Below are 17,206 nucleotides of genomic sequence, written 5' to 3' on the forward strand. Positions count from 1 at the left end.
ACCGCCTATCCTTAGATGAGCTACATCTCGCCCACCCCCCCCAACCCCGCCCCTGCCCTACCCGATGTCGGGGGGTTGGGGGGGCAGGGGTCTTGCCCCTTGCCTCATCTGAACAAGCAATTTAAATGCGCGGGCAGCTGATGACAGGATTTGACATTTGTTCTGGCGTTGCCCGTTCTGGCGGTTTCTCTAGACAAGGTGGATAGAGTATCTTTGACGATGCCTCAACAATATGAGTTAGACAGGCTTCCTAAAATATATCGTAATCGAGTAGAAGTCCAGTTTCAACCCGCTTCTAGTCATACAAAATCCGTTTTTAATAGTCTGATTAACTCCCAATCCAACTTTAAAAACCCACTTCTCACTCCCCCCACTCTCTTATACTTTTTAAACAGGATTTAGTATTATGATGACAGGCAAAAGTCACTCTTGCAATAGGCACTCTTGCAATAGGGGCAATAGATAATCAGTCTTTAATAACCGGATTTAGTATTAGATCTGCGGGGAGTCGATGAGAGATTCTTGGGGGAAGAACCTAGCTAAAAATACCCCCACGCAATCGGTCAACCCGATTACGTTAAAATCAAAAGCAGGATACTGTGTATGACGGAAAAACTCGATGAACTCAGTGATTAAAGCGGTACAAACTGCCTATTATGGGGATGCAGCCTATCGGACACCACCACCGGACTTAGAATCTCTCCTGCTCAAAGAGAGAATTGTCTATCTGGGGTTGCCCTTATTTTCCTCCGATGATGTCAAGCGCAATGTCGGGGTGGACGTGACGGAATTAATTATCGCCCAACTGCTCTACCTGCAATTTGACGATCCCGAAAAACCGATTTTCTTCTATATCAACTCTACCGGCACATCCTGGTACACTGGCGACGCGATCGGCTACGAAACGGAAGCTTTCGCCATCTGTGACACCCTCAACTACATTAAACCTCCCGTTCATACTATCTGTATCGGACAGGCCATGGGAACTGCAGCGATGATTCTTTCTGCGGGAACCAAGGGTTTTCGCGCCTCCTTGCCCCACGCTACCATTGTTCTCAACCAAAATCGCACCGGGGCCCAGGGACAAGCCACCGATATCCAGATTCGTGCCAAGGAGGTAATCGCCAACAAACAGACGATGTTGGAAATTTTCTCGAAAAATACGGGTCAAACCACCGAAAAACTGGCGAAAGATATGGATCGCACCTTCTATCTCACCCCACAACAGGCGAAAGACTACGGATTAATCGATCGCGTTCTCGAAAGTCGCAAGGAACTACCGAAACCCCTCGCCCAAGTTAGTTAAGATTTATTACAAATTAGCAGGAGTTGTTACCAATTATGCCTATCGGTGTGCCAAAAGTTCCCTACCGTCTGCCGGGTAGCCAATACGAACAGTGGATTAGCATTTACAGCCGTCTTTCGGTGGAACGCATTCTTTTTTTGGGGCAGGAAGTCACCGACGGGTTAGCCAATGCCCTTGTGGCCCAAATGCTTTATCTCGACTCAGAAGACCCCACTAAACCCATCTATCTCTATATCAACTCGCCGGGGGGTTCCGTTACCGCCGGTATGGCCATCTACGACACCATGCAGTACATCAAAGCGGAAGTGGTGACTATTTGTGTGGGATTAGCGGCCTCCATGGGGGCATTTTTACTGGCTTCCGGTAGTCCGGGTAAGCGTCTCGCCCTTCCCCATGCGCGGATTATGATTCACCAACCCATGGGCGGAACCGGGCGCCGGCAAGCGACGGATATCGACATTGAAGCTAAGGAAATCCTGCGTATTCGCCAGCAATTAAACGAAATTATGGCTAATCGCACTGGACAAACCATCGAACGCATCGAAAAAGACACTGACCGCGATTATTTCCTCTCCGCCGAGGAAGCCGTCGCCTACGGTTTAATCGATAAGGTGGTGGAGGGAAGACCGGCTTAAGTCAGTCAGAGGTTAGAACAGGCGAGAAACCTGTTCTAACTCCCAAATGAAGGGCGTACGCTATGGGTCCCTACCAATCACAGCAGCTGCAATGTAGGGGCGCAACGTGGTCAGTCAGTTTATCGAACTGCTTGCGCCCATAATGTGACATTGTGAACATTTTTCAGCCAAGGGCCAAGAGAGGCTCTTTTTTTTTCTGATATTGAGGGAATAAACCTGACTCCCATACTATAAAAAAACTAAAAAATCTGTATCAAAAGTAGCAGAAATTAGAAAAAAATAAACTCGCTTCTGTTGATTTAAGAGGGTATCTGTTGGGTTTCGTTCCAAGAGACCAACTTACTTAGGGTATGCTAAAAAAGTTTTTCAGCAAGCTCTAGATAGTCAACAGCTTATTACTTTCGATCGCCCATTGGGTCAATTCCGTGCGATTATGAAGACCGGTTTTATGGAGCATATTCGACACATGACTTTCGATTGTCCGTTGACTAACATTGAGTTTTGCGGCGATTTCCCGATTAGCCATGCCCTGGGCGACCAATTGTACTACTTTTAACTCCGTTGGGGTTAATTCCACATTACCCTGGACTTGAACAGGGGTGACATCCGGGGAATGGATGCGGGTGCTGCGTTTCAGCAACCGGCCCGCTTGTTTAAGGGAAGACTCCACCCGGGCCACTAATTCTTCCGGTTCAAAGGGTTTGACCATATAGACATCGGCGGTTACACCTGTTACCTTGTCCTGACTGTCCCCCTCAGGGGAGAGAAAAATCACGGGAATGCCACTAAAACGACTGTCCCGACGAATTTTTTCGAGGAAGGCATAACCGTCCATTTCCGGCATGATCAGATCACAGATAATCATATCGGGGATTTCCGATGCTTTGGCAGTATTTGCCCCGCGTTCGAGGATTTCCAGGGCCTCAAGACCGTTTTCTGCGGTTGTCACCCTATAACCACGAAACTCTAGATAATCCTTCACCAAAAGTATTAAATTTGGGTCATCGTCGATTAATAAAAGTTGTTTATTGTCTTTGTTGGTCTCTTTCATCGCTATTTTCCGGGCTGCAGGGTTGGGGGAATGGAGACGGACAAAGGATCGATAGGCAAGAGGCAACAGGTAGTTAGATATGTGCAATTAATTGTGTCTAGCTACTTATCTTAATCGATCGAATCAGTGATTTCAGTTAGTTTTAACCCTGTTTTCCTCTATTGTTTCGGGTTCTTCTTCTGGACAGTTCAGAGAAATTGCTGGTAAATCGTGGCGAAGGAAAGCATATTCGGTGACGATTTGATTACCGATTAGGTGTTCTTGGATAATTCTTTCGATCGCTTCCTTGTTTACCCTTCCATACCAGACCCCTTCCGGGTACACTAATAAAATCGGTCCTTGGCTACAAACCCGCAAACAGTTGGCTTTAGTGCGAAAAACACAACCCGGACGGTCGGCCCTAGGACGATCGAGTTCTAATTCACTTAACCGCTTCTTTAAATAATCCCACACTTCTAACCCTTCTTGCTTGTCACAACATTTTGGCTTAGTCTGATCGCAGCAGAGAAATAGATGACGCTGGATCTGGGCCAATCCCAACTTAGCCACATTTTCCCCTAAGATATCTCTGGTGTCCGCTTCTTCCATAAATTTTTTTTATCAACTAAACTCTTGACATTGAACAGAAAATGTGCATGGCCGACTAAACTTTCGGTTTGAGGATGTAACGATAGATGAGATAAACGATAGCGGCGAGGATTAAAGCGCTTAAAACTGCGCTAACTAGCCGTAAAATCGCCGTTAAAATCGAAAGAGCCACAAAAACCCCCGCCACTGCCACCACTACCTGTGCCGGTGTGGACAGGCTGCCATACCAAGTTTTCACTTTTTCGAGGGTGGTAGCGAAACTAACCGGGGTATCAATGGGGGGGAAATCGTCGGTTTCAATTTCCACTTCCACTGCTTCTGGGGTATATTTAGTATCGAACGGTTCGGGAGACTGCATAAACACTCAAGCTAATTAACACTTCATCCCTATTCTATCGATGATTGGGGTTGACAGGGGTTGACGCAGAATTAATGTAACAATGAGTTTATCAATAGCTAAACGATCGGAATCTATGAGCCTATCGACTGCCACCGTTACCGCCATCAATTATCCTGATGCTACCATCACTAGGGCCGAACGCGCCCTGTGTTGTTCCCCTTTCCGTGTCACCTTATTTGCGGCTATGCTGGAGCAAAGTGTATCACTTTTAAGCATTCCGGGTGCTGGGGGTTTAGAAAAAGGTTATACTTCCCGACTGCTGACGGAAGCAGCAGCGGAAAGCTATCTTCTCTGGTTGATTAAGGTGGGAATTTTGCGGCGCGAAGTAGATGGACAGGGGATAACCGATAGTTTTCGTCTCACTCCTTTAGGGAGAAAATTAATAGAAAAATGGCAACCCCAAGGGGACCTTTTCCCTAAACCCACTTTCTGGCAAAGATTTTTAAATACTCTGCAACGTTGGTTTTCTTTTTAATGCTGTCGGGTGTCAGTTATCAGTTATCAGTTATCAGTTATCAGTTATCAGTTATCAGATGTGAGTTTTCAGTTATTAGCCTCTTGCATGAGTGCCTGTCCTTATAAGTAGCATATACTCAACGGATTTAGTATCAACTGATTACTGTTTACCGATTACTGTTCACTGAAAATACTCAATAAAAAAACTAGATGAAAGCAATTATGGTAGTGGGGACAACCTCCCACGCGGGTAAATCTTTTTTAACTGCGGCTTTATGTCGTTTATTCAACCGGAAAGGCTGGCAAGTAACACCCTTTAAAGGTCAGAATATGGCCCTTAATGCCTATGTTACCGCCGGAGGGGGAGAAATGGGTCACGCTCAGGCGGTGCAAGCATGGGCCGCGGGGACAATCCCCCGGGTAGAAATGAACCCAATTTTATTAAAACCCCAGGGAAATATGACCTCTCAGGTGATTATTAAAGGCAAGGCTGTGGGTGTCACCACGGCAGCGGATTATTATCAGAATTATTTTGACCAAGGTTGGCAAGCAATTAAAGAATCTTTAGCTAAATTATCAACAGAATTTGATCTAGTTGTCTGTGAAGGTGCGGGAAGTCCGGCGGAAATAAATCTCAAACATCGGGATTTAACTAATATGCGGGTGGCTAAATATCTCGATGCCGCTACTATTTTAGTGGTGGATATTGATCGCGGGGGGGCTTTTGCTCACGTCGTCGGTACGTTAGAATTATTAGAACCGGAGGAAAGAGCTTTAATTAAAGGTATTGTGATCAATAAATTTCGCGGACAAAAATCTCTCTTAGATTCGGGGATTACTTGGCTAGAAGATTACACAAAAATTCCCGTTTTGGGAGTTCTTCCCTATAGTGATATCTTTTTAAGTGCCGAGGATTCTCTTAGTTTACTCGATCGACCCGCCCAAAAACCTAAAGCTGAACTAAATATCAGTGTCATTCGTCTGCCTCATATCGCTAATTTTACTGATTTTGACCCTCTCTGTGGTGAAGCAACGGTCAATGTACGTTATCTAGAATTACAGGAATCTTTAGGTGATCCCGATGGGGTAATTATCCCCGGATCTAAAACCACTGTTGCTGATTTAATTGCTCTTAATCAAAGTGGTATGGCTAATCAATTACAAGCCTATCACCAAAGGGGAGGTATTATCTTTGGCATCTGTGGTGGTTTGCAAATGTTAGGGCGATTAATCCTCGATCCTGAACATCGAGAAGGTTCCGATAGTGAGGCAGCTGGCTTAAATTTACTGCCCTTAAAAACCGTAATTACTGCCGAAAAAATTACCCGTCAACGACAGGTTTTATCTAATTATCCCCAAGGGGGTTTACCGATAACAGGATACGAAATTCACCAGGGAATAAGCGAATGGGAAAGTCAATCAGGTTATCAAAAAATGTTCGAGGAAGATGCTAGTCTAGGAATTGTCAATGATTCTCTGTCAATTTGGGGCTGTTATTTACATGGTATCTTTGATAATGGTTCTTGGCGAAGAACTTGGTTAAATCATCTACGTCAGCGTCGCGGTTTATTGTCTTTGCCTACGGGAATTGCTAACTATAGTGAACAAAGAGAAATAACCCTCGATACTATGGCTAATTTACTGGAAGAACATTTAAATATTAAACCTATTTTTTCTCATTTGTAAGGAGAAATTATGACTATTGCAGTGCATTTTTTACCCGATGATATCATCATAGAAGCGGAAACCGGAGAACTATTATTAGATGTGGCCAAAAAAGCAGGAATTGACATTCCTACCGGCTGTTTAATGGGTTCCTGTCACGCCTGTGAAGTAGAATTAGATGATGGCACTCAAATTTGTAGCTGTATTACTGGTATCCCCGGCGATCAAGATTCTTTAACCGTTCATTTATACTCCGATCCGCTCTGGTAATTGTTCGGGTTTTCTGATAACAGAATTCAGCTATTACTGTTAAGTTTCCGACTTCTAACTCGGAGAATACTGACTCGGAGACTTCTCGCCTAGGAGAAGGTTTTTAATTTTTGCACCATGTCCATTGATAATAGTATATGCAATATATTGACATTATAATATAATAGCTCGTATCAATGGGAGGTAAGAATAAATTTTACCAAACCCTTGACAAAAGTTACTTTTTGTAATACCCTGCGATAGTGGTGATACCATAGAAAACACTTACATATTAACTATTTTAGAATATGTCAGATTATTATCATTATCAGAATTCTTGCTGTGGGACTGCCCACGCTTATTTGCTCCCCTCTCTAAGTCAGATTTTTGCCGATCTTGCTCCTCCTGAAAAGCGTATTTTTGATCTCGGTTGTGGCAACGGTTCGATCGCTAATTGGTTATCAGAAAAAGGATTTCAAGTCAGTGGCTGCGATCCTTCCGAATCGGGGATAGCAGAGGCAAAAAAAGCCTATCCTGAGCTTGATCTACACGTTGGCTCGGCCTATGATGATCTGGCTAGTAAATTTGGTACTTTTCCGCTGCTAATTAGTTTGGAAGTGGTAGAACACGTCTATGCCCCGCGCGATTATGCTAAGACCGTTTATCATCTCCTGCAACCCGGAGGATATGCACTGATCTCCACTCCCTATCATGGTTATCTCAAAAATTTGTTCCTAGCGGCTATGGGTAAGATGGACGAGCATTTTACCGCTCTTTGGGATCACGGACATATTAAATTTTGGTCTGTTAAAACCATCACAGAACTGTTAACAGAAGCTAATTTATCGGTAGAAAAAGTCTATCCTATTGGTCGTATTGCTCCCTTAGCAAAGACGATGATTATTCTCGCTCGTCGGGGTCAATAAATCATACTAAATCCTATTTAAAAGGTATAGGAGAGGTGGGAGCAGGGAATTTGAGCATTTGTACTAAAATTCCCAATACGCAGTTTAAATACAGTACAGCTTAGTCAAACTTGGGAACAATCCAAGCCGCTATAATAGCCAATAAAATAACAATCTCTAGGACTTTATATAAGTTAAGGGATTGTAGCCACTGCCAAGTATTGGCTAGACGCAAATTTAACCGCCATTGACGTAATTGAGATAACCATAATTTCGGATTATCTTGTTCACGAAAACGCCATTTAAGAATAGATAATAATAGGGGAATCCCTCCCACTTTAGCAGTCATGAGTAGGTGCAGGATCAGAACTACTACCATAATTAACCAACTGAGCAAATGGGCATAATACCAAAAGTGATTTAATTCCCCTTCCGGTAGCCATTCGGAATCCATCATCCGGCCACTATACAAGGCAAAAGTTAGGGCAAAAAGAGTCAAAGTATTGACTAAACGATGGAGACTGTACCACCAAATCGGCCGACCAAATTGGGTTAATTTGTTAAGAGAATCACTCTGAATTAATCTTTTGTTGCCCCGACGAAAAGCATAGATAGCAAAAACGGGAAAAATAATCAGAGTATAGAGGCCAAAAGTGCCATGAATACTTTCAATTTCTCGATATTCTGGTAAGGGCAGTTTTAACCAACGACCGTCAAAAGTATCATAAGTCCAATAGGCCGTAACCATGGCGGCAATGAGAGCAATTCCTGTTAATCCGTGCAGAATTCGCAGTAAAAGAGGTTGATAAGGTTGATTAGTTTTCATCGACTCGATCGATACAATAGGGGAGGTAAACTTTGCCCAGATACTATGTTAACTCATCCTTGGCTCGTCGCTATTCTTCTCAATACCGTCCTCCTCGGAATCGCTGCAATTGCCCCAAAAAAGCTCTTAACTCCGATGGGTTATCTCCATGCTTGGGTTTTAGGGGTAATTGTCTGGGGAAGCTTGGGATGGCGCGGTTATCTGATTGTTTTATTCTATTTCCTCGTCGGTTCTACTGTCACCCGCATCGGTTTAGCTCGCAAGGAAGCGGAGGGAATTGCCGAAAAAAGAGCGGGGGTGCGCGGTCCTGAAAATGTCTGGGGTTCCGCTTTAGCGGGGGCAATTTGCGCTATCCTAAGTCTTTTTGCCGCTTCTCCCTGGGATTACCTGTTAATACTCGCTTATGTGGCTAGTTTTAGCACCAAATTAGCCGATACTACTGCCAGTGAGGTGGGCAAAGCTTACGGTAAAACCACTTATCTGATTACTAATTTTAAATCCGTCCCCCGGGGAACGGAAGGGGCTGTTAGTTTAGAAGGAACGCTCGCCGGTTTGCTGGCAGCCACGGCTATTTCCCTGTTAGCATGGGGTATCGGTGCGATCGATCTTCTTGGTGTGTTATGGTGCGTAATTGCGGCATTTATCGCTACCAATATCGAAAGTCTCATCGGAGCTACTCTACAGACTCGCTTTCTGTGGTTAACTAATGAATTGGTCAATGTGATCAATACGGTTATCGGTGCGATCGTGGCTATCCTGTTAAGCTTGTTCTGGTCTTTCAGCTAAAATTAAGTGACTAAAGAAATATCTATGCTAAAGTGGCGTTTTTGTGCATTGTCCCTGCTGTTACTGCTAATTACTGCCTGTGGGACGGAAAATCAACCTAATTCTAGTTCTACCACCGCAAATAGTCCCGATGCGGGCCGCTTGCAAACGGTGAAAAATCGCGGTAAGTTAATTTGTGGCATTAACGGAGAAGTACCGGGGTTTAGCTTTGTTAATGAAAAAGGCGAATATTCAGGCTTAGATGTGCAAATTTGCCGAGCTATTGCGGCGGCTATCTTTGATGATCCCGCCAAAGTCGAATATCGTAAACTTAGCCCCCAAGAGAGATTTACTGCCGTACAGACGGGAGAAGTGGATATCCTCAGTCGCAACACCACCTGGACGATTAACCGGGATACCGCCCTGGGGATGGAGTTTATCACCCCGGTTTTCTATGATGGTCAGGGAATTATGGCCACGAAAGCCAGTAATATTAAGAAATTAGAAGATTTAAGCGGAAAGTCCATTTGTGTGCTATCGGGAACCACCACAGAACAAAATCTGGCCGATGCCATGGCAAAAGCGGCAGTGCAAGGTTATAAACCGATCGTTTCCGATGATGTGGAGGCTTTATATACAGCTTATCAGGCGGGGCGCTGTCAGGCTGTCACCTCCGATCGCTCCCAATTGGTGGCCCGGCGCTCGGTTTTTCCCCGACCGCAGGATCATCAATTATTAGAAGTGGTAATATCAAAGGAACCCTTGGCCCCGGCCGTGGCCGATGGTGATCCCGCTTGGTCGAATGCCGTCCGCTCGATCGTTTTTAGTTTAATTCAAGGGGAAGAATTCGGGATTAACTCCCAAAATATTGCCACTTTTGCCGATAGCAAAGACCCCAGTATTCGGCGCTTTTTGGGTATCGATGAGAAGTTAGGCGAAGATATGGGTTTACCCAATGATTTTGCCCAAAGAGTCTTAAAACAGGTGGGTAATTACGGTGAAATTTATGATCGTGAAATCGGTAAACCCCTGCAACTCGATCGAGGTTTAAATAATCTTTGGACAAAGGGTGGTTTATTGTATTCTCCTCCTTTTCGTTAATTTTAAGATTGTGTTTCCTGACGGGGAATATAGACTCCTAAGGCCGCTGGAATAACTCGAAACATGGCGGGAGTAGTGCTAGTAATTTCGCCATCGGTGTTGATACTATGGGGTTTACGAGTCTGAATTTGAATTTCTTTCCCTTTAAGAGTTCTCACCCAAGATAATAAACCCTGTTGTCCTCGCGGTAATGTCCATAAAAGCGGGAAAATTTGCCACCAGTGTTGAATTTCTAGGCTATATAAATCTAATCTTTGATCGTCGATTTGGGCATCATGAGCGATCGGCATTCCTCCCCCATAATAACGGCCATTTCCGATCGCTATTTGTAGGGTTTTAACTTTGATATTTTGGCCATCAACACGGATCATAGCGGTAAAAGGACGGGTTTTACTTAATACCTGTAGGGCTGTCCAAGCGTAGGCAAAAATTCCCAAGCGTCGCTTTAAACCCTTGCTCAGTTTTTGGGTAATTTTCACACTTAATCCTAAACTAGCCACGTTGAAAAAGTATTTATTATTTACCCAACCTAAATCGATATATTTTAAGTTACCTTCCGCAATAATTCGACAGGCTTCGGCAATAGAATTCGGTATCCCTAAAGTCCGGGCCAAATCATTAGCCGTTCCCAAAGGTATAATACCTAGGGGCAGTTGAGTTTCTACCAACATATCCGCCATAGCATTGAGAGTCCCATCACCACCACCGACGATAACTAAATCAATATCATAGCGATATTTTTCCATCAAAAAAGGTATATCTTCTACCTTTTTCAAAGGGACGCTGATAATTTCAAAATCCCAATGATTGAGCAGATCGACAGTTTGAGCAAAGTTTTCTTTACCCTTGCGCGAGTGACGATTGATTAGTAGTAAAGCTCTTTTAGTCATAGGTAAGTTTCTCAGCAGTGCAGGGATAAAGGTTATGTAATTAAATCAGAAAAAATATCGGGTGATTGTCAATAATTTAGCCCCATTGATCACTAAATTTTAGTTTAATAGCCCTTTCTTCGAGAAAATGTTCTACCATTGCCTCTAGGTGGGGCTGCCTGAGTAAATCTAAAAACCTTGTTGGATCAGACTTTTAGACTTTTTTGCCCTCAAAAAGTGCCAGCCATAAAACCCCACACCCCACCAACAAACTTTTTCAGTAAGTCCTATGTATAATAGCAAATTCAGACCCCTCAAGGCCATGAACCGAAGATAATGGCAGACAATTACTTGATTTTACTGATAACGGGCGTTTTTTCGGGCTTATTAGCGGGTTTATTTGGTATTGGGGGTGGCACTATCTCCGTGGCGATCCTGTTAAATTTGGGCTACAGTTACGGGGAATCGGTGGCTACCAGCAGTTTAGCGATCGTTTTCACTTCCCTAGGGGGTACGATCCAAAATTGGCGATTAGGTTCCCTCAAATGGCAGCGAGTTCTCCTCTTAGGTTTACCCGGGATTTTTACGGCATTTATCGGGGTCTATCTGGTCAAATCTAGCCCCAAACACCTCCTAGAAGCGGCTTTTGGTTGTTTTTTACTACTCAATATCTATTTAACCAATCTCAAGCAAAATTTAAGCCAAAAAGAGCCAGTTTCTGCCCTTAGATTGCATCCTAATCTAGCCTGTCTGCTAACCGGAGGAATCGCTGGATTTCTAGCCGGTATTTTCGGAATTGGCGGTGGGGCGATCATGGTGCCACTACAAATGATTTTTTTGGCAGAAAAGATCAAAATCGCCATTGTCACCAGTTTAGGTGTGGTTTTACTCAATTCGATCGCCGCCTGTTTCGCTCATGCCCAAGCCGGTCATATTCTTTATCTACAAGGGATTATTTTAGGTATCGGTGGTTCCCTAGGTGTACAAGTAACCACTCGTTTTTTACCGAAATTACCGGATCGATTGGTGCGGATTACTTTTTATATTTTTCTGCTACTGATGGCCATTTATTTCTTCATCCGCGCTTGCTCTTAGACCGGATCAACGGACTGGTTAATTTCTAACCCTTCCACTCTCTCCCTGATGGGCTTTTTTCCGGATTCATCAATAAAAAACGGAGAATACTTGACAAATTCGGGGGGGGGGTAGAATTATGCTGCTTATTACTATTAAGCAATGATTTATGGGGTATAAATAGCAATTTTTTCCCATTCTTAGCCATGAAATTAACTTGTCAATCAATCAAAAATGACTAATCAACTGCTAAAAGCCCTTTGCCTTCCTGCGGTGACTTGTGCCGTTTTCAGTGCCATTCCCGCCCATGCCGCCATTTTTACCGCTACCTATACGGACACTGTTGCAGCAACCACATCTTTACCCCTTGTCGATAACGTTAGTGTCGGTGATACTGCGGTTATTACCTATCAGCTTGACAATGGGGGAACTTCCCTGTTGAGCCAAACATGGACCGCCAGTGACATTGTGAGTGTCACCTTCAATTTTGGTAATGGGGCCCACGTTACTACCTTTAATCCTAATGGGGGTAATGGGTTGTATGATAATACAGGAAGTTTTGTCACCAATGCCTCAGGAACATTAACGGCTGTTCCTTCTGATTGGAGCGATAACTCTAATGTCAATGTCGTCTCAACCAATTCTACACAAACACCTAACGCATGGTTTGTAAGTGGGGGCAATGAAGTTTACTATACTAATGATTTCGGCAACGGGGTCGGATTGACCAATGTATCAGGTAATATCGTTGCTGCTAACTGGACCATTCAACCTGCCCAGACACAGACAACCCCGGAACCAGGCACCGTTTTAGGTTTATTAGCGGTGGGTTCTCTGGGTGTATTGGCTCGCAAACGGCAATAAATGACCAATTCTGCTGTAAGGAAGGTTTAAAAGCCTTCTTTTTTGGTTAGGGGGGCGGTATAGTGTTATCTCCCTTTTTGTATAGATCTAACCTGTTTAACCTCTAACTCTAAGGCGGATGCGACTTGCTCAACGCTTAACCCTAAGGCTAACAAACGGGGGACCGCCTCTAATGCTTTGTTTAGTCTGCCTTCCTCAATGCCTTCCTCACGACCTTCCTGACGACCTTCCTGACGACCTTCCTGACGCGCTTCCTCGCGCACATCTTGAAAATACTGAGTTTGTTTTAATTCATCTAAACTAAACATAGTTTCTATCTCCCGACGATAGGATTAACAGGACCTCCTAGACATGAGGACAGAAGAAGATTATCTCCCTTTTTGTATAGCTCTAACCTGTTTAACCTCTAACTCTAAGGCGGATGCGACTTGCTCAACACTTAACCCTAGGGCTAACAAACGGGGGACCGCCTCTAGTGCTTTGTTTAGTCTGCCTTCCTCGCGACCTTCCTGACGACCTTCCTGACGACCTTCCTCGCGACCTTCCTCAATGCCTTCCTCGCGACCTTCCTGACGCGCTTCTTCGCGCACATCTTGAAAATACTGAGTTTGTTTTAATTCATCTAAACTAAACATAGTTTCTATCTCCCGACGATTGAGAAGCGGTAACTTATAAACGAGAATCGTCTCTATTAATTGTAAGAGTTCTTGGGGTTTTTGGTCGGGGGTTAATTCTTGCCGCACTCTTTGGATTAATTTTCGGGTGCTATCAATCGCTTTTGCTTTAGATAGGGTGATTAATTGCACTGTAGCTAAACCAATCGAAGTTTGAGGAATGTTTTCTAGTTCATTCAGATAAATCCGTCTGACTCGCTCGGAGTTGAGGAGTTCCCGATAGCGTTGAATTTGATTGGTTTCTACTTGAGGGTTAGGATAGACAATCACACCCCGCCAATCATTGGTTAAGTCAGTTTTACTGAGATATAAGAATATTTCAGTGAAAAAGCGCTGATAAAAAGCCTCATCTTCTTGAAATTGTACCTCACAGAAGTAGATAGGAGTCTGGGGGTTATTATTTTGAGGCAGAAAGACTCCATCAAGACGAAAGGAAAGTTGTTTGACTTCCACTGAGTCAAAGCGGTAGTTATTGGCTTCGCTGATAGGGAGTTGAATTAATTCAAAGAAGATAGAGGGGAATGATTGAAAGAGTTGATAAAAAATCGTGTCAGTTTTCATGCTTTTATTTTACAAGGCGATCGCATTTTTTTATGTCCCTTTTTGTATAGCTCTAACCTGTTTAACCTCTAACTCTAAGGCGGATGCGACTTGCTCAACACTTAACCCTAAGGCCAACAAACGGGGGACCGCCTCTAATGCTTTGTTTAGTCTGCCTTCCTGACGACCTTCCTGACGCGCTTCCTCGCGCACATCTTGAAAATACTGAGGGGGTCTGACAACTTTTAACACCTACCTACTTAAAACTGGCTAGGGGGTGGAACGAACCACAAAGACACAAAGGACACAAAGATTGATCGCTCCTATATAGGGTTTGCTGAATAAATCTAAAAACCTTGTTGGATAATATCTTTAGGCTTTTTTGAAATCAAAAAGTTCCGGGTCTGGGAGTGATCGGGGGGAAAATTTAGGCACTTTTTCCCTGAAAATTAGGTAATTGGCCACCTCAAAACCAGTAAAACCCTACACCCCACACCCTGTCCCCACGAAAAACTTTTTGCCGCAAACCCTACTTATAGCATCATTGGATTTTACTAACATTGAGAATACTTAAACCAATGATTTTATCCCCTTGATAACGAATAATCACATCATTATCTGTTAACTCGCTATCATCCGCCGGTAAAGATGGTTGATGAAAATTAATATACAAAACATCTGCTTTTGCATCATAAGCTGTCCAAAAATCTTGCTGAGGCAGAGCGTGAATCATCTTGGCGAAGTTAAGATAGGATTGAATATTAATGCTAGTTATGGCCATATTTGTTTCCTCTTGGTTAATTCACGAAGACGACGGGTTAAATAAGCAGTAATAATAAATCCCCCATCTAATAATTCTCGATAAACAACGATTAGATATTTTCCAGAAACTATTTGTTTAACTGCCAACAATTCCTGCTGGTTTCCTACTAGGATTTTCTCAGGATAGCGGATGGTTTCCAATATCTCCGCTTGATACGATACTAATTCACTATGTCCACTGATAATGTGTTTCCATCTCTCCTCTGTCAGACGAATTAAAACCCCATTCTGAGAAGTTGCATGAAGATTCATCGGTTCCGATTCAGTGCTAATAGACCTTTAAACCACACTTTTAACCCGATGAACCCTATTCCACCGTGACACTTTTGGCTAAATTGCGCGGCTGATCCACGTCTAAACCACGACGGGCCGCGATATGATAGGAGAGCAATTGTAGGGGAATTACTGTTAAAATTGGCGATAATAATTCCTCAACTTCCGGCACATACAACAAATCATTAAAGACTTTCGGTGCTTCCGTATCGCTGTCGGCAACTACTCCCAATAACCGCGCATCCCTGGCTTTTGCTTCCTGTGCATTGGAGAGAACCTTATCATAAACTATCCCCGGCATCGCAATCGCCACTACGGGAACTTTTGCATCTAAAAGCGCAATCGGTCCGTGTTTCATTTCTCCAGCGGGATAGCCTTCCGCATGAATATAACTGATTTCTTTGAGTTTTAAGGCCCCTTCCAAGGCAATGGGGAAATTAATCCCCCGTCCCAGGAAAATAAAGTCCTGGGTGTCATTAAATTCATGGGCTAATTCTTCGATCGCTTTTTCCTGTTTTTCTAAGACAGTTTCGATCGATCTTGGCAGCGATCGCATTTCATTAATAATTTGCTCGATTCTCTCTAAAGACAGAGTTTGACGACGATAGGACAAATCCAAAGCTAAGAGATAAAAACCCAATAACTGGGCGGTAAAACTCTTAGTTGCCGCCACCCCGATTTCGATCCCCGCTTGGGTATTAATAATCTGATCGACCATTTGTGCTAGGGTACTTTCGGGGCGATTAGTAATCCCGATAATCCGGGCCTGATATTTTTTTCCTAACCCTAAACGACGCTGTTTTTCTGTTTCCAACGCCGCTAAAGTGTCGGCTGTTTCCCCAGATTGTGTCACCCCGATGGTTAAAGTATTGGGCATCAGGGGGGTGGGGGCATAGCGAAATTCCGAGGCGTACTGTACCCTTGTGGGAATACCTGCCAACTGCTCAATCAAGTATTTCCCGACTAAACTGGCGTGCCAACTGGTTCCACAGGCTAAAATCTGAATATGTTCTAAATTTTCGTAAATTTCCTCAGAAAAATTAAGATTTATCGGGTTGACATTATCCCCATTTTGTGCATTCCAATGGGGATGCAGATAGGTCCCTAAACAGTCGCGCACCACTCCCGGTTGCTCGTAGATTTCCTTGAGCATGAAGTGACGATAACCCTGTTTTTCTACGGTGGTCGGACTCCAATCGAGAACTCTGGGGTTTTTACGGACTCTTTTCCCCTCAAAATTATAAATTTCTACTCCCAAGGGTGTTAACCGAGCGATTTCGCCATTATCCAAGGACAGCACCGCCCGGGTATGGGGAACTAAAGCACTGACATCGGAGGCACAGAAAAACTCCCCTTGACCGAAACCGATGATTAAAGGGGCGTGTTGCCGCACGACAATCAATTCATCGGGATAATCGGGACTAATCACCCCTAGGGCAAAGGCTCCCTCTAAACGTTGAATTGCCCTTAAAACTGCCTTGAGGAAAGGACTCACCCCCAAGTCTTCTTCATCGGTAGGTTTGGGTAGATAACTGGCGATTAGATGGGGAATAACTTCTGTGTCGGTTTCCGAGTCAAATATACAGCCTTTTTCCTTTAATTCTGTTCTTAATGCCTGAAAATTTTCGACAATGCCATTCTGTACCACTGCCACCCGTTGATTATTATCGGTGTGGGGATGGGCATTACTTTCTACGGGTTTGCCGTGGGTTGCCCAACGGGTGTGACCGATGCCAATTTGGGAGGGATTAACTTCCTGTTCTAATTTTTCCCGCAGATTGTAGAGTTTTCCCTGGGCGCGGACTCGATGTAATTCACCTTCGAGAATTGTGGCAATCCCTGCCGAATCATAACCCCGATATTCCAAACGTTCCAAACCAGCTAGGAGAATATCGATCGCTGTTTGGGTTCCGATATAGCCAACAATTCCGCACATTCTTTCGCTCACCCCATTTAGGCTAAGTCCGATCTATTCTATCGCAAGCGTGGCGCTTGTTTGCTTAGAGCCTAAAGACGCAGGGGTAAGGGTAAAGTTTCCCCTATAGGAGAGTGGGGTGTGGGGAGAATAAATAAAAGCAATATAGATCACCCAGCAGCATATTCTGTTCTTTTTGTCAAAAAAACTTTCCCTTTGCAACAAAAC

The 17,206-nt window shown here is 43.9% G+C and carries 21 protein-coding genes; 10 read left to right on the top strand and 11 right to left on the bottom strand.

Translation table 11 applies throughout. From position 1 onward, the window contains the following. Nucleotides 1-619 precede the first annotated feature (619 nt). Complete coding sequence (locus ACE1AQ_RS17410; protein WP_002746650.1) at nucleotides 620-1,306, top strand: ATP-dependent Clp protease proteolytic subunit; 687 nt, start codon at nucleotides 620-622, stop codon at nucleotides 1,304-1,306. A gap of 35 nt (nucleotides 1,307-1,341) precedes the next feature. Further along, nucleotides 1,342-1,941 carry an ATP-dependent Clp protease proteolytic subunit gene (locus tag ACE1AQ_RS17415; RefSeq protein WP_002734165.1) on the top strand — a complete coding sequence of 200 codons (600 nt, stop codon included), beginning with the start codon at nucleotides 1,342-1,344 and terminating at the stop codon, nucleotides 1,939-1,941. A gap of 376 nt (nucleotides 1,942-2,317) precedes the next feature. Here ACE1AQ_RS17415 and ACE1AQ_RS17420 read toward each other — a convergent pair whose 3' ends face one another. The 3 genes from ACE1AQ_RS17420 to ACE1AQ_RS17430 form a co-directional block, all read right to left on the bottom strand. Beyond that, on the bottom strand, nucleotides 2,318-2,992 hold the full coding sequence (locus tag ACE1AQ_RS17420) for a response regulator transcription factor (protein WP_374808890.1): 675 nt from the start codon (nucleotides 2,990-2,992) through the stop codon (nucleotides 2,318-2,320). A 132-nt stretch (nucleotides 2,993-3,124) separates the two neighbouring features. After that, on the bottom strand, nucleotides 3,125-3,580 hold the full coding sequence (locus ACE1AQ_RS17425) for a ferredoxin (protein ID WP_106909442.1): 456 nt from the start codon (nucleotides 3,578-3,580) through the stop codon (nucleotides 3,125-3,127). A 55-nt stretch (nucleotides 3,581-3,635) separates the two neighbouring features. Further along, nucleotides 3,636-3,938 (bottom strand): hypothetical protein, encoded by a 303-nt coding sequence (locus ACE1AQ_RS17430; RefSeq protein WP_008197202.1) that lies wholly within the window; start codon nucleotides 3,936-3,938, stop codon nucleotides 3,636-3,638. 115 nt (nucleotides 3,939-4,053) lie between these two features. Between ACE1AQ_RS17430 and ACE1AQ_RS17435 the strand changes: the two genes are divergently transcribed. The 4 genes from ACE1AQ_RS17435 to ACE1AQ_RS17450 all read left to right on the top strand — a co-directional run bounded on the left by ACE1AQ_RS17435 (nucleotide 4,054) and on the right by ACE1AQ_RS17450 (nucleotide 7,276). Then, nucleotides 4,054-4,455 (top strand): Npun_F0494 family protein, encoded by a 402-nt coding sequence (locus tag ACE1AQ_RS17435; RefSeq protein WP_172456630.1) that lies wholly within the window; start codon nucleotides 4,054-4,056, stop codon nucleotides 4,453-4,455. Nucleotides 4,456-4,646: 191 nt separating this feature from the next. Further along, nucleotides 4,647-6,122: a cobyric acid synthase CobQ gene (gene cobQ / locus ACE1AQ_RS17440; protein WP_110544145.1), complete on the top strand. Its 1,476-nt coding sequence runs from the start codon at nucleotides 4,647-4,649 to the stop codon at nucleotides 6,120-6,122. A 9-nt stretch (nucleotides 6,123-6,131) separates the two neighbouring features. Next, complete coding sequence (locus ACE1AQ_RS17445; RefSeq protein ID WP_008197189.1) at nucleotides 6,132-6,371, top strand: 2Fe-2S iron-sulfur cluster-binding protein; 240 nt, start codon at nucleotides 6,132-6,134, stop codon at nucleotides 6,369-6,371. 287 nt (nucleotides 6,372-6,658) lie between these two features. Beyond that, entirely contained in the window at nucleotides 6,659-7,276 is a 618-nt protein-coding gene (locus ACE1AQ_RS17450; RefSeq protein WP_106909444.1) for a bifunctional 2-polyprenyl-6-hydroxyphenol methylase/3-demethylubiquinol 3-O-methyltransferase UbiG, read from the top strand. 100 nt (nucleotides 7,277-7,376) lie between these two features. On the opposite strand, the gene ACE1AQ_RS17455 is transcribed toward ACE1AQ_RS17450, so the two are convergent. Continuing rightward, nucleotides 7,377-8,081 carry a cytochrome b/b6 domain-containing protein gene (locus ACE1AQ_RS17455; RefSeq protein WP_106909445.1) on the bottom strand — a complete coding sequence of 235 codons (705 nt, stop codon included), beginning with the start codon at nucleotides 8,079-8,081 and terminating at the stop codon, nucleotides 7,377-7,379. Nucleotides 8,082-8,126: 45 nt separating this feature from the next. Here ACE1AQ_RS17455 and ACE1AQ_RS17460 point away from each other — a divergent pair, with 45 nt between their 5' ends. Beyond that, complete coding sequence (locus ACE1AQ_RS17460; RefSeq protein ID WP_110544148.1) at nucleotides 8,127-8,867, top strand: TIGR00297 family protein; 741 nt, start codon at nucleotides 8,127-8,129, stop codon at nucleotides 8,865-8,867. Between the two features lie 24 nt (nucleotides 8,868-8,891). Further along, nucleotides 8,892-9,947: an amino acid ABC transporter substrate-binding protein gene (locus ACE1AQ_RS17465; RefSeq protein ID WP_110544150.1), complete on the top strand. Its 1,056-nt coding sequence runs from the start codon at nucleotides 8,892-8,894 to the stop codon at nucleotides 9,945-9,947. Nucleotides 9,948-9,949: 2 nt separating this feature from the next. On the opposite strand, the gene ACE1AQ_RS17470 is transcribed toward ACE1AQ_RS17465, so the two are convergent. Beyond that, nucleotides 9,950-10,837 (bottom strand): lipid kinase, encoded by an 888-nt coding sequence (locus tag ACE1AQ_RS17470; RefSeq protein ID WP_008197180.1) that lies wholly within the window; start codon nucleotides 10,835-10,837, stop codon nucleotides 9,950-9,952. Between the two features lie 315 nt (nucleotides 10,838-11,152). Here ACE1AQ_RS17470 and ACE1AQ_RS17475 point away from each other — a divergent pair, with 315 nt between their 5' ends. Then, nucleotides 11,153-11,911, top strand: a complete 759-nt coding sequence (locus ACE1AQ_RS17475; RefSeq protein ID WP_061432451.1) for a sulfite exporter TauE/SafE family protein — start codon at nucleotides 11,153-11,155, stop codon at nucleotides 11,909-11,911. A gap of 213 nt (nucleotides 11,912-12,124) precedes the next feature. After that, the gene (locus tag ACE1AQ_RS17480) at nucleotides 12,125-12,754 is read left to right on the top strand and encodes a PEP-CTERM sorting domain-containing protein (protein ID WP_110544152.1); all 630 of its coding nucleotides are present in this window, start codon (nucleotides 12,125-12,127) and stop codon (nucleotides 12,752-12,754) included. 65 nt (nucleotides 12,755-12,819) lie between these two features. Here the strand turns inward: ACE1AQ_RS17480 and ACE1AQ_RS17485 are convergent, their stop codons facing one another. The 6 genes from ACE1AQ_RS17485 to glmS form a co-directional block, all read right to left on the bottom strand. Then, a complete protein-coding gene (locus ACE1AQ_RS17485; RefSeq protein WP_110544154.1) occupies nucleotides 12,820-13,062 on the bottom strand; it encodes a hypothetical protein in 243 nt (80 codons plus the stop codon). 60 nt (nucleotides 13,063-13,122) lie between these two features. After that, complete coding sequence (locus ACE1AQ_RS17490; protein WP_110544156.1) at nucleotides 13,123-13,989, bottom strand: Rpn family recombination-promoting nuclease/putative transposase; 867 nt, start codon at nucleotides 13,987-13,989, stop codon at nucleotides 13,123-13,125. Nucleotides 13,990-14,019: 30 nt separating this feature from the next. After that, nucleotides 14,020-14,220, bottom strand: a complete 201-nt coding sequence (locus tag ACE1AQ_RS17495) for an aspartate aminotransferase (RefSeq protein WP_106909451.1) — start codon at nucleotides 14,218-14,220, stop codon at nucleotides 14,020-14,022. 289 nt (nucleotides 14,221-14,509) lie between these two features. Further along, a complete protein-coding gene (locus ACE1AQ_RS17500; RefSeq protein WP_002794713.1) occupies nucleotides 14,510-14,749 on the bottom strand; it encodes a DUF2283 domain-containing protein in 240 nt (79 codons plus the stop codon). Then, a complete protein-coding gene (locus ACE1AQ_RS17505) occupies nucleotides 14,740-15,042 on the bottom strand; it encodes a hypothetical protein (protein ID WP_008197156.1) in 303 nt (100 codons plus the stop codon). Before ACE1AQ_RS17505 ends, ACE1AQ_RS17500 begins: the two co-directional genes overlap by 10 nt. Nucleotides 15,043-15,097: 55 nt before the next feature. Then, nucleotides 15,098-16,999, bottom strand: coding sequence for a glutamine--fructose-6-phosphate transaminase (isomerizing) (gene glmS, locus ACE1AQ_RS17510; RefSeq protein WP_008197154.1), 1,902 nt, complete (start codon nucleotides 16,997-16,999; stop codon nucleotides 15,098-15,100). Nucleotides 17,000-17,206 lie beyond the last annotated feature (207 nt).

The sequence above is a fragment of the Microcystis sp. BLCC-F209 genome (assembly GCF_041928595.1).
Taxonomy (GTDB): domain Bacteria; phylum Cyanobacteriota; class Cyanobacteriia; order Cyanobacteriales; family Microcystaceae; genus Microcystis.

What these genes read in the sequence shown, in the direction of transcription:
- ACE1AQ_RS17410 (WP_002746650.1), top strand. Translation starts at nt 620, where the DNA reads ATGAACTCAGTGATTAAAGCGGTACAAACTGCCTATTATGGGGATGCA.
- ACE1AQ_RS17415 (WP_002734165.1), top strand. Translation starts at nt 1,342, where the DNA reads ATGCCTATCGGTGTGCCAAAAGTTCCCTACCGTCTGCCGGGTAGCCAA.
- ACE1AQ_RS17420 (WP_374808890.1), bottom strand. Translation starts at nt 2,992, where the DNA reads ATGAAAGAGACCAACAAAGACAATAAACAACTTTTATTAATCGACGAT.
- ACE1AQ_RS17425 (WP_106909442.1), bottom strand. Translation starts at nt 3,580, where the DNA reads ATGGAAGAAGCGGACACCAGAGATATCTTAGGGGAAAATGTGGCTAAG.
- ACE1AQ_RS17430 (WP_008197202.1), bottom strand. Translation starts at nt 3,938, where the DNA reads ATGCAGTCTCCCGAACCGTTCGATACTAAATATACCCCAGAAGCAGTG.
- ACE1AQ_RS17435 (WP_172456630.1), top strand. Translation starts at nt 4,054, where the DNA reads ATGAGCCTATCGACTGCCACCGTTACCGCCATCAATTATCCTGATGCT.
- cobQ (WP_110544145.1), top strand. Translation starts at nt 4,647, where the DNA reads ATGAAAGCAATTATGGTAGTGGGGACAACCTCCCACGCGGGTAAATCT.
- ACE1AQ_RS17445 (WP_008197189.1), top strand. Translation starts at nt 6,132, where the DNA reads ATGACTATTGCAGTGCATTTTTTACCCGATGATATCATCATAGAAGCG.
- ACE1AQ_RS17450 (WP_106909444.1), top strand. Translation starts at nt 6,659, where the DNA reads ATGTCAGATTATTATCATTATCAGAATTCTTGCTGTGGGACTGCCCAC.
- ACE1AQ_RS17455 (WP_106909445.1), bottom strand. Translation starts at nt 8,081, where the DNA reads ATGAAAACTAATCAACCTTATCAACCTCTTTTACTGCGAATTCTGCAC.
- ACE1AQ_RS17460 (WP_110544148.1), top strand. Translation starts at nt 8,127, where the DNA reads ATGTTAACTCATCCTTGGCTCGTCGCTATTCTTCTCAATACCGTCCTC.
- ACE1AQ_RS17465 (WP_110544150.1), top strand. Translation starts at nt 8,892, where the DNA reads ATGCTAAAGTGGCGTTTTTGTGCATTGTCCCTGCTGTTACTGCTAATT.
- ACE1AQ_RS17470 (WP_008197180.1), bottom strand. Translation starts at nt 10,837, where the DNA reads ATGACTAAAAGAGCTTTACTACTAATCAATCGTCACTCGCGCAAGGGT.
- ACE1AQ_RS17475 (WP_061432451.1), top strand. Translation starts at nt 11,153, where the DNA reads ATGGCAGACAATTACTTGATTTTACTGATAACGGGCGTTTTTTCGGGC.
- ACE1AQ_RS17480 (WP_110544152.1), top strand. Translation starts at nt 12,125, where the DNA reads ATGACTAATCAACTGCTAAAAGCCCTTTGCCTTCCTGCGGTGACTTGT.
- ACE1AQ_RS17485 (WP_110544154.1), bottom strand. Translation starts at nt 13,062, where the DNA reads ATGTTTAGTTTAGATGAATTAAAACAAACTCAGTATTTTCAAGATGTG.
- ACE1AQ_RS17490 (WP_110544156.1), bottom strand. Translation starts at nt 13,989, where the DNA reads ATGAAAACTGACACGATTTTTTATCAACTCTTTCAATCATTCCCCTCT.
- ACE1AQ_RS17500 (WP_002794713.1), bottom strand. Translation starts at nt 14,749, where the DNA reads ATGGCCATAACTAGCATTAATATTCAATCCTATCTTAACTTCGCCAAG.
- ACE1AQ_RS17505 (WP_008197156.1), bottom strand. Translation starts at nt 15,042, where the DNA reads ATGAATCTTCATGCAACTTCTCAGAATGGGGTTTTAATTCGTCTGACA.
- glmS (WP_008197154.1), bottom strand. Translation starts at nt 16,999, where the DNA reads ATGTGCGGAATTGTTGGCTATATCGGAACCCAAACAGCGATCGATATT.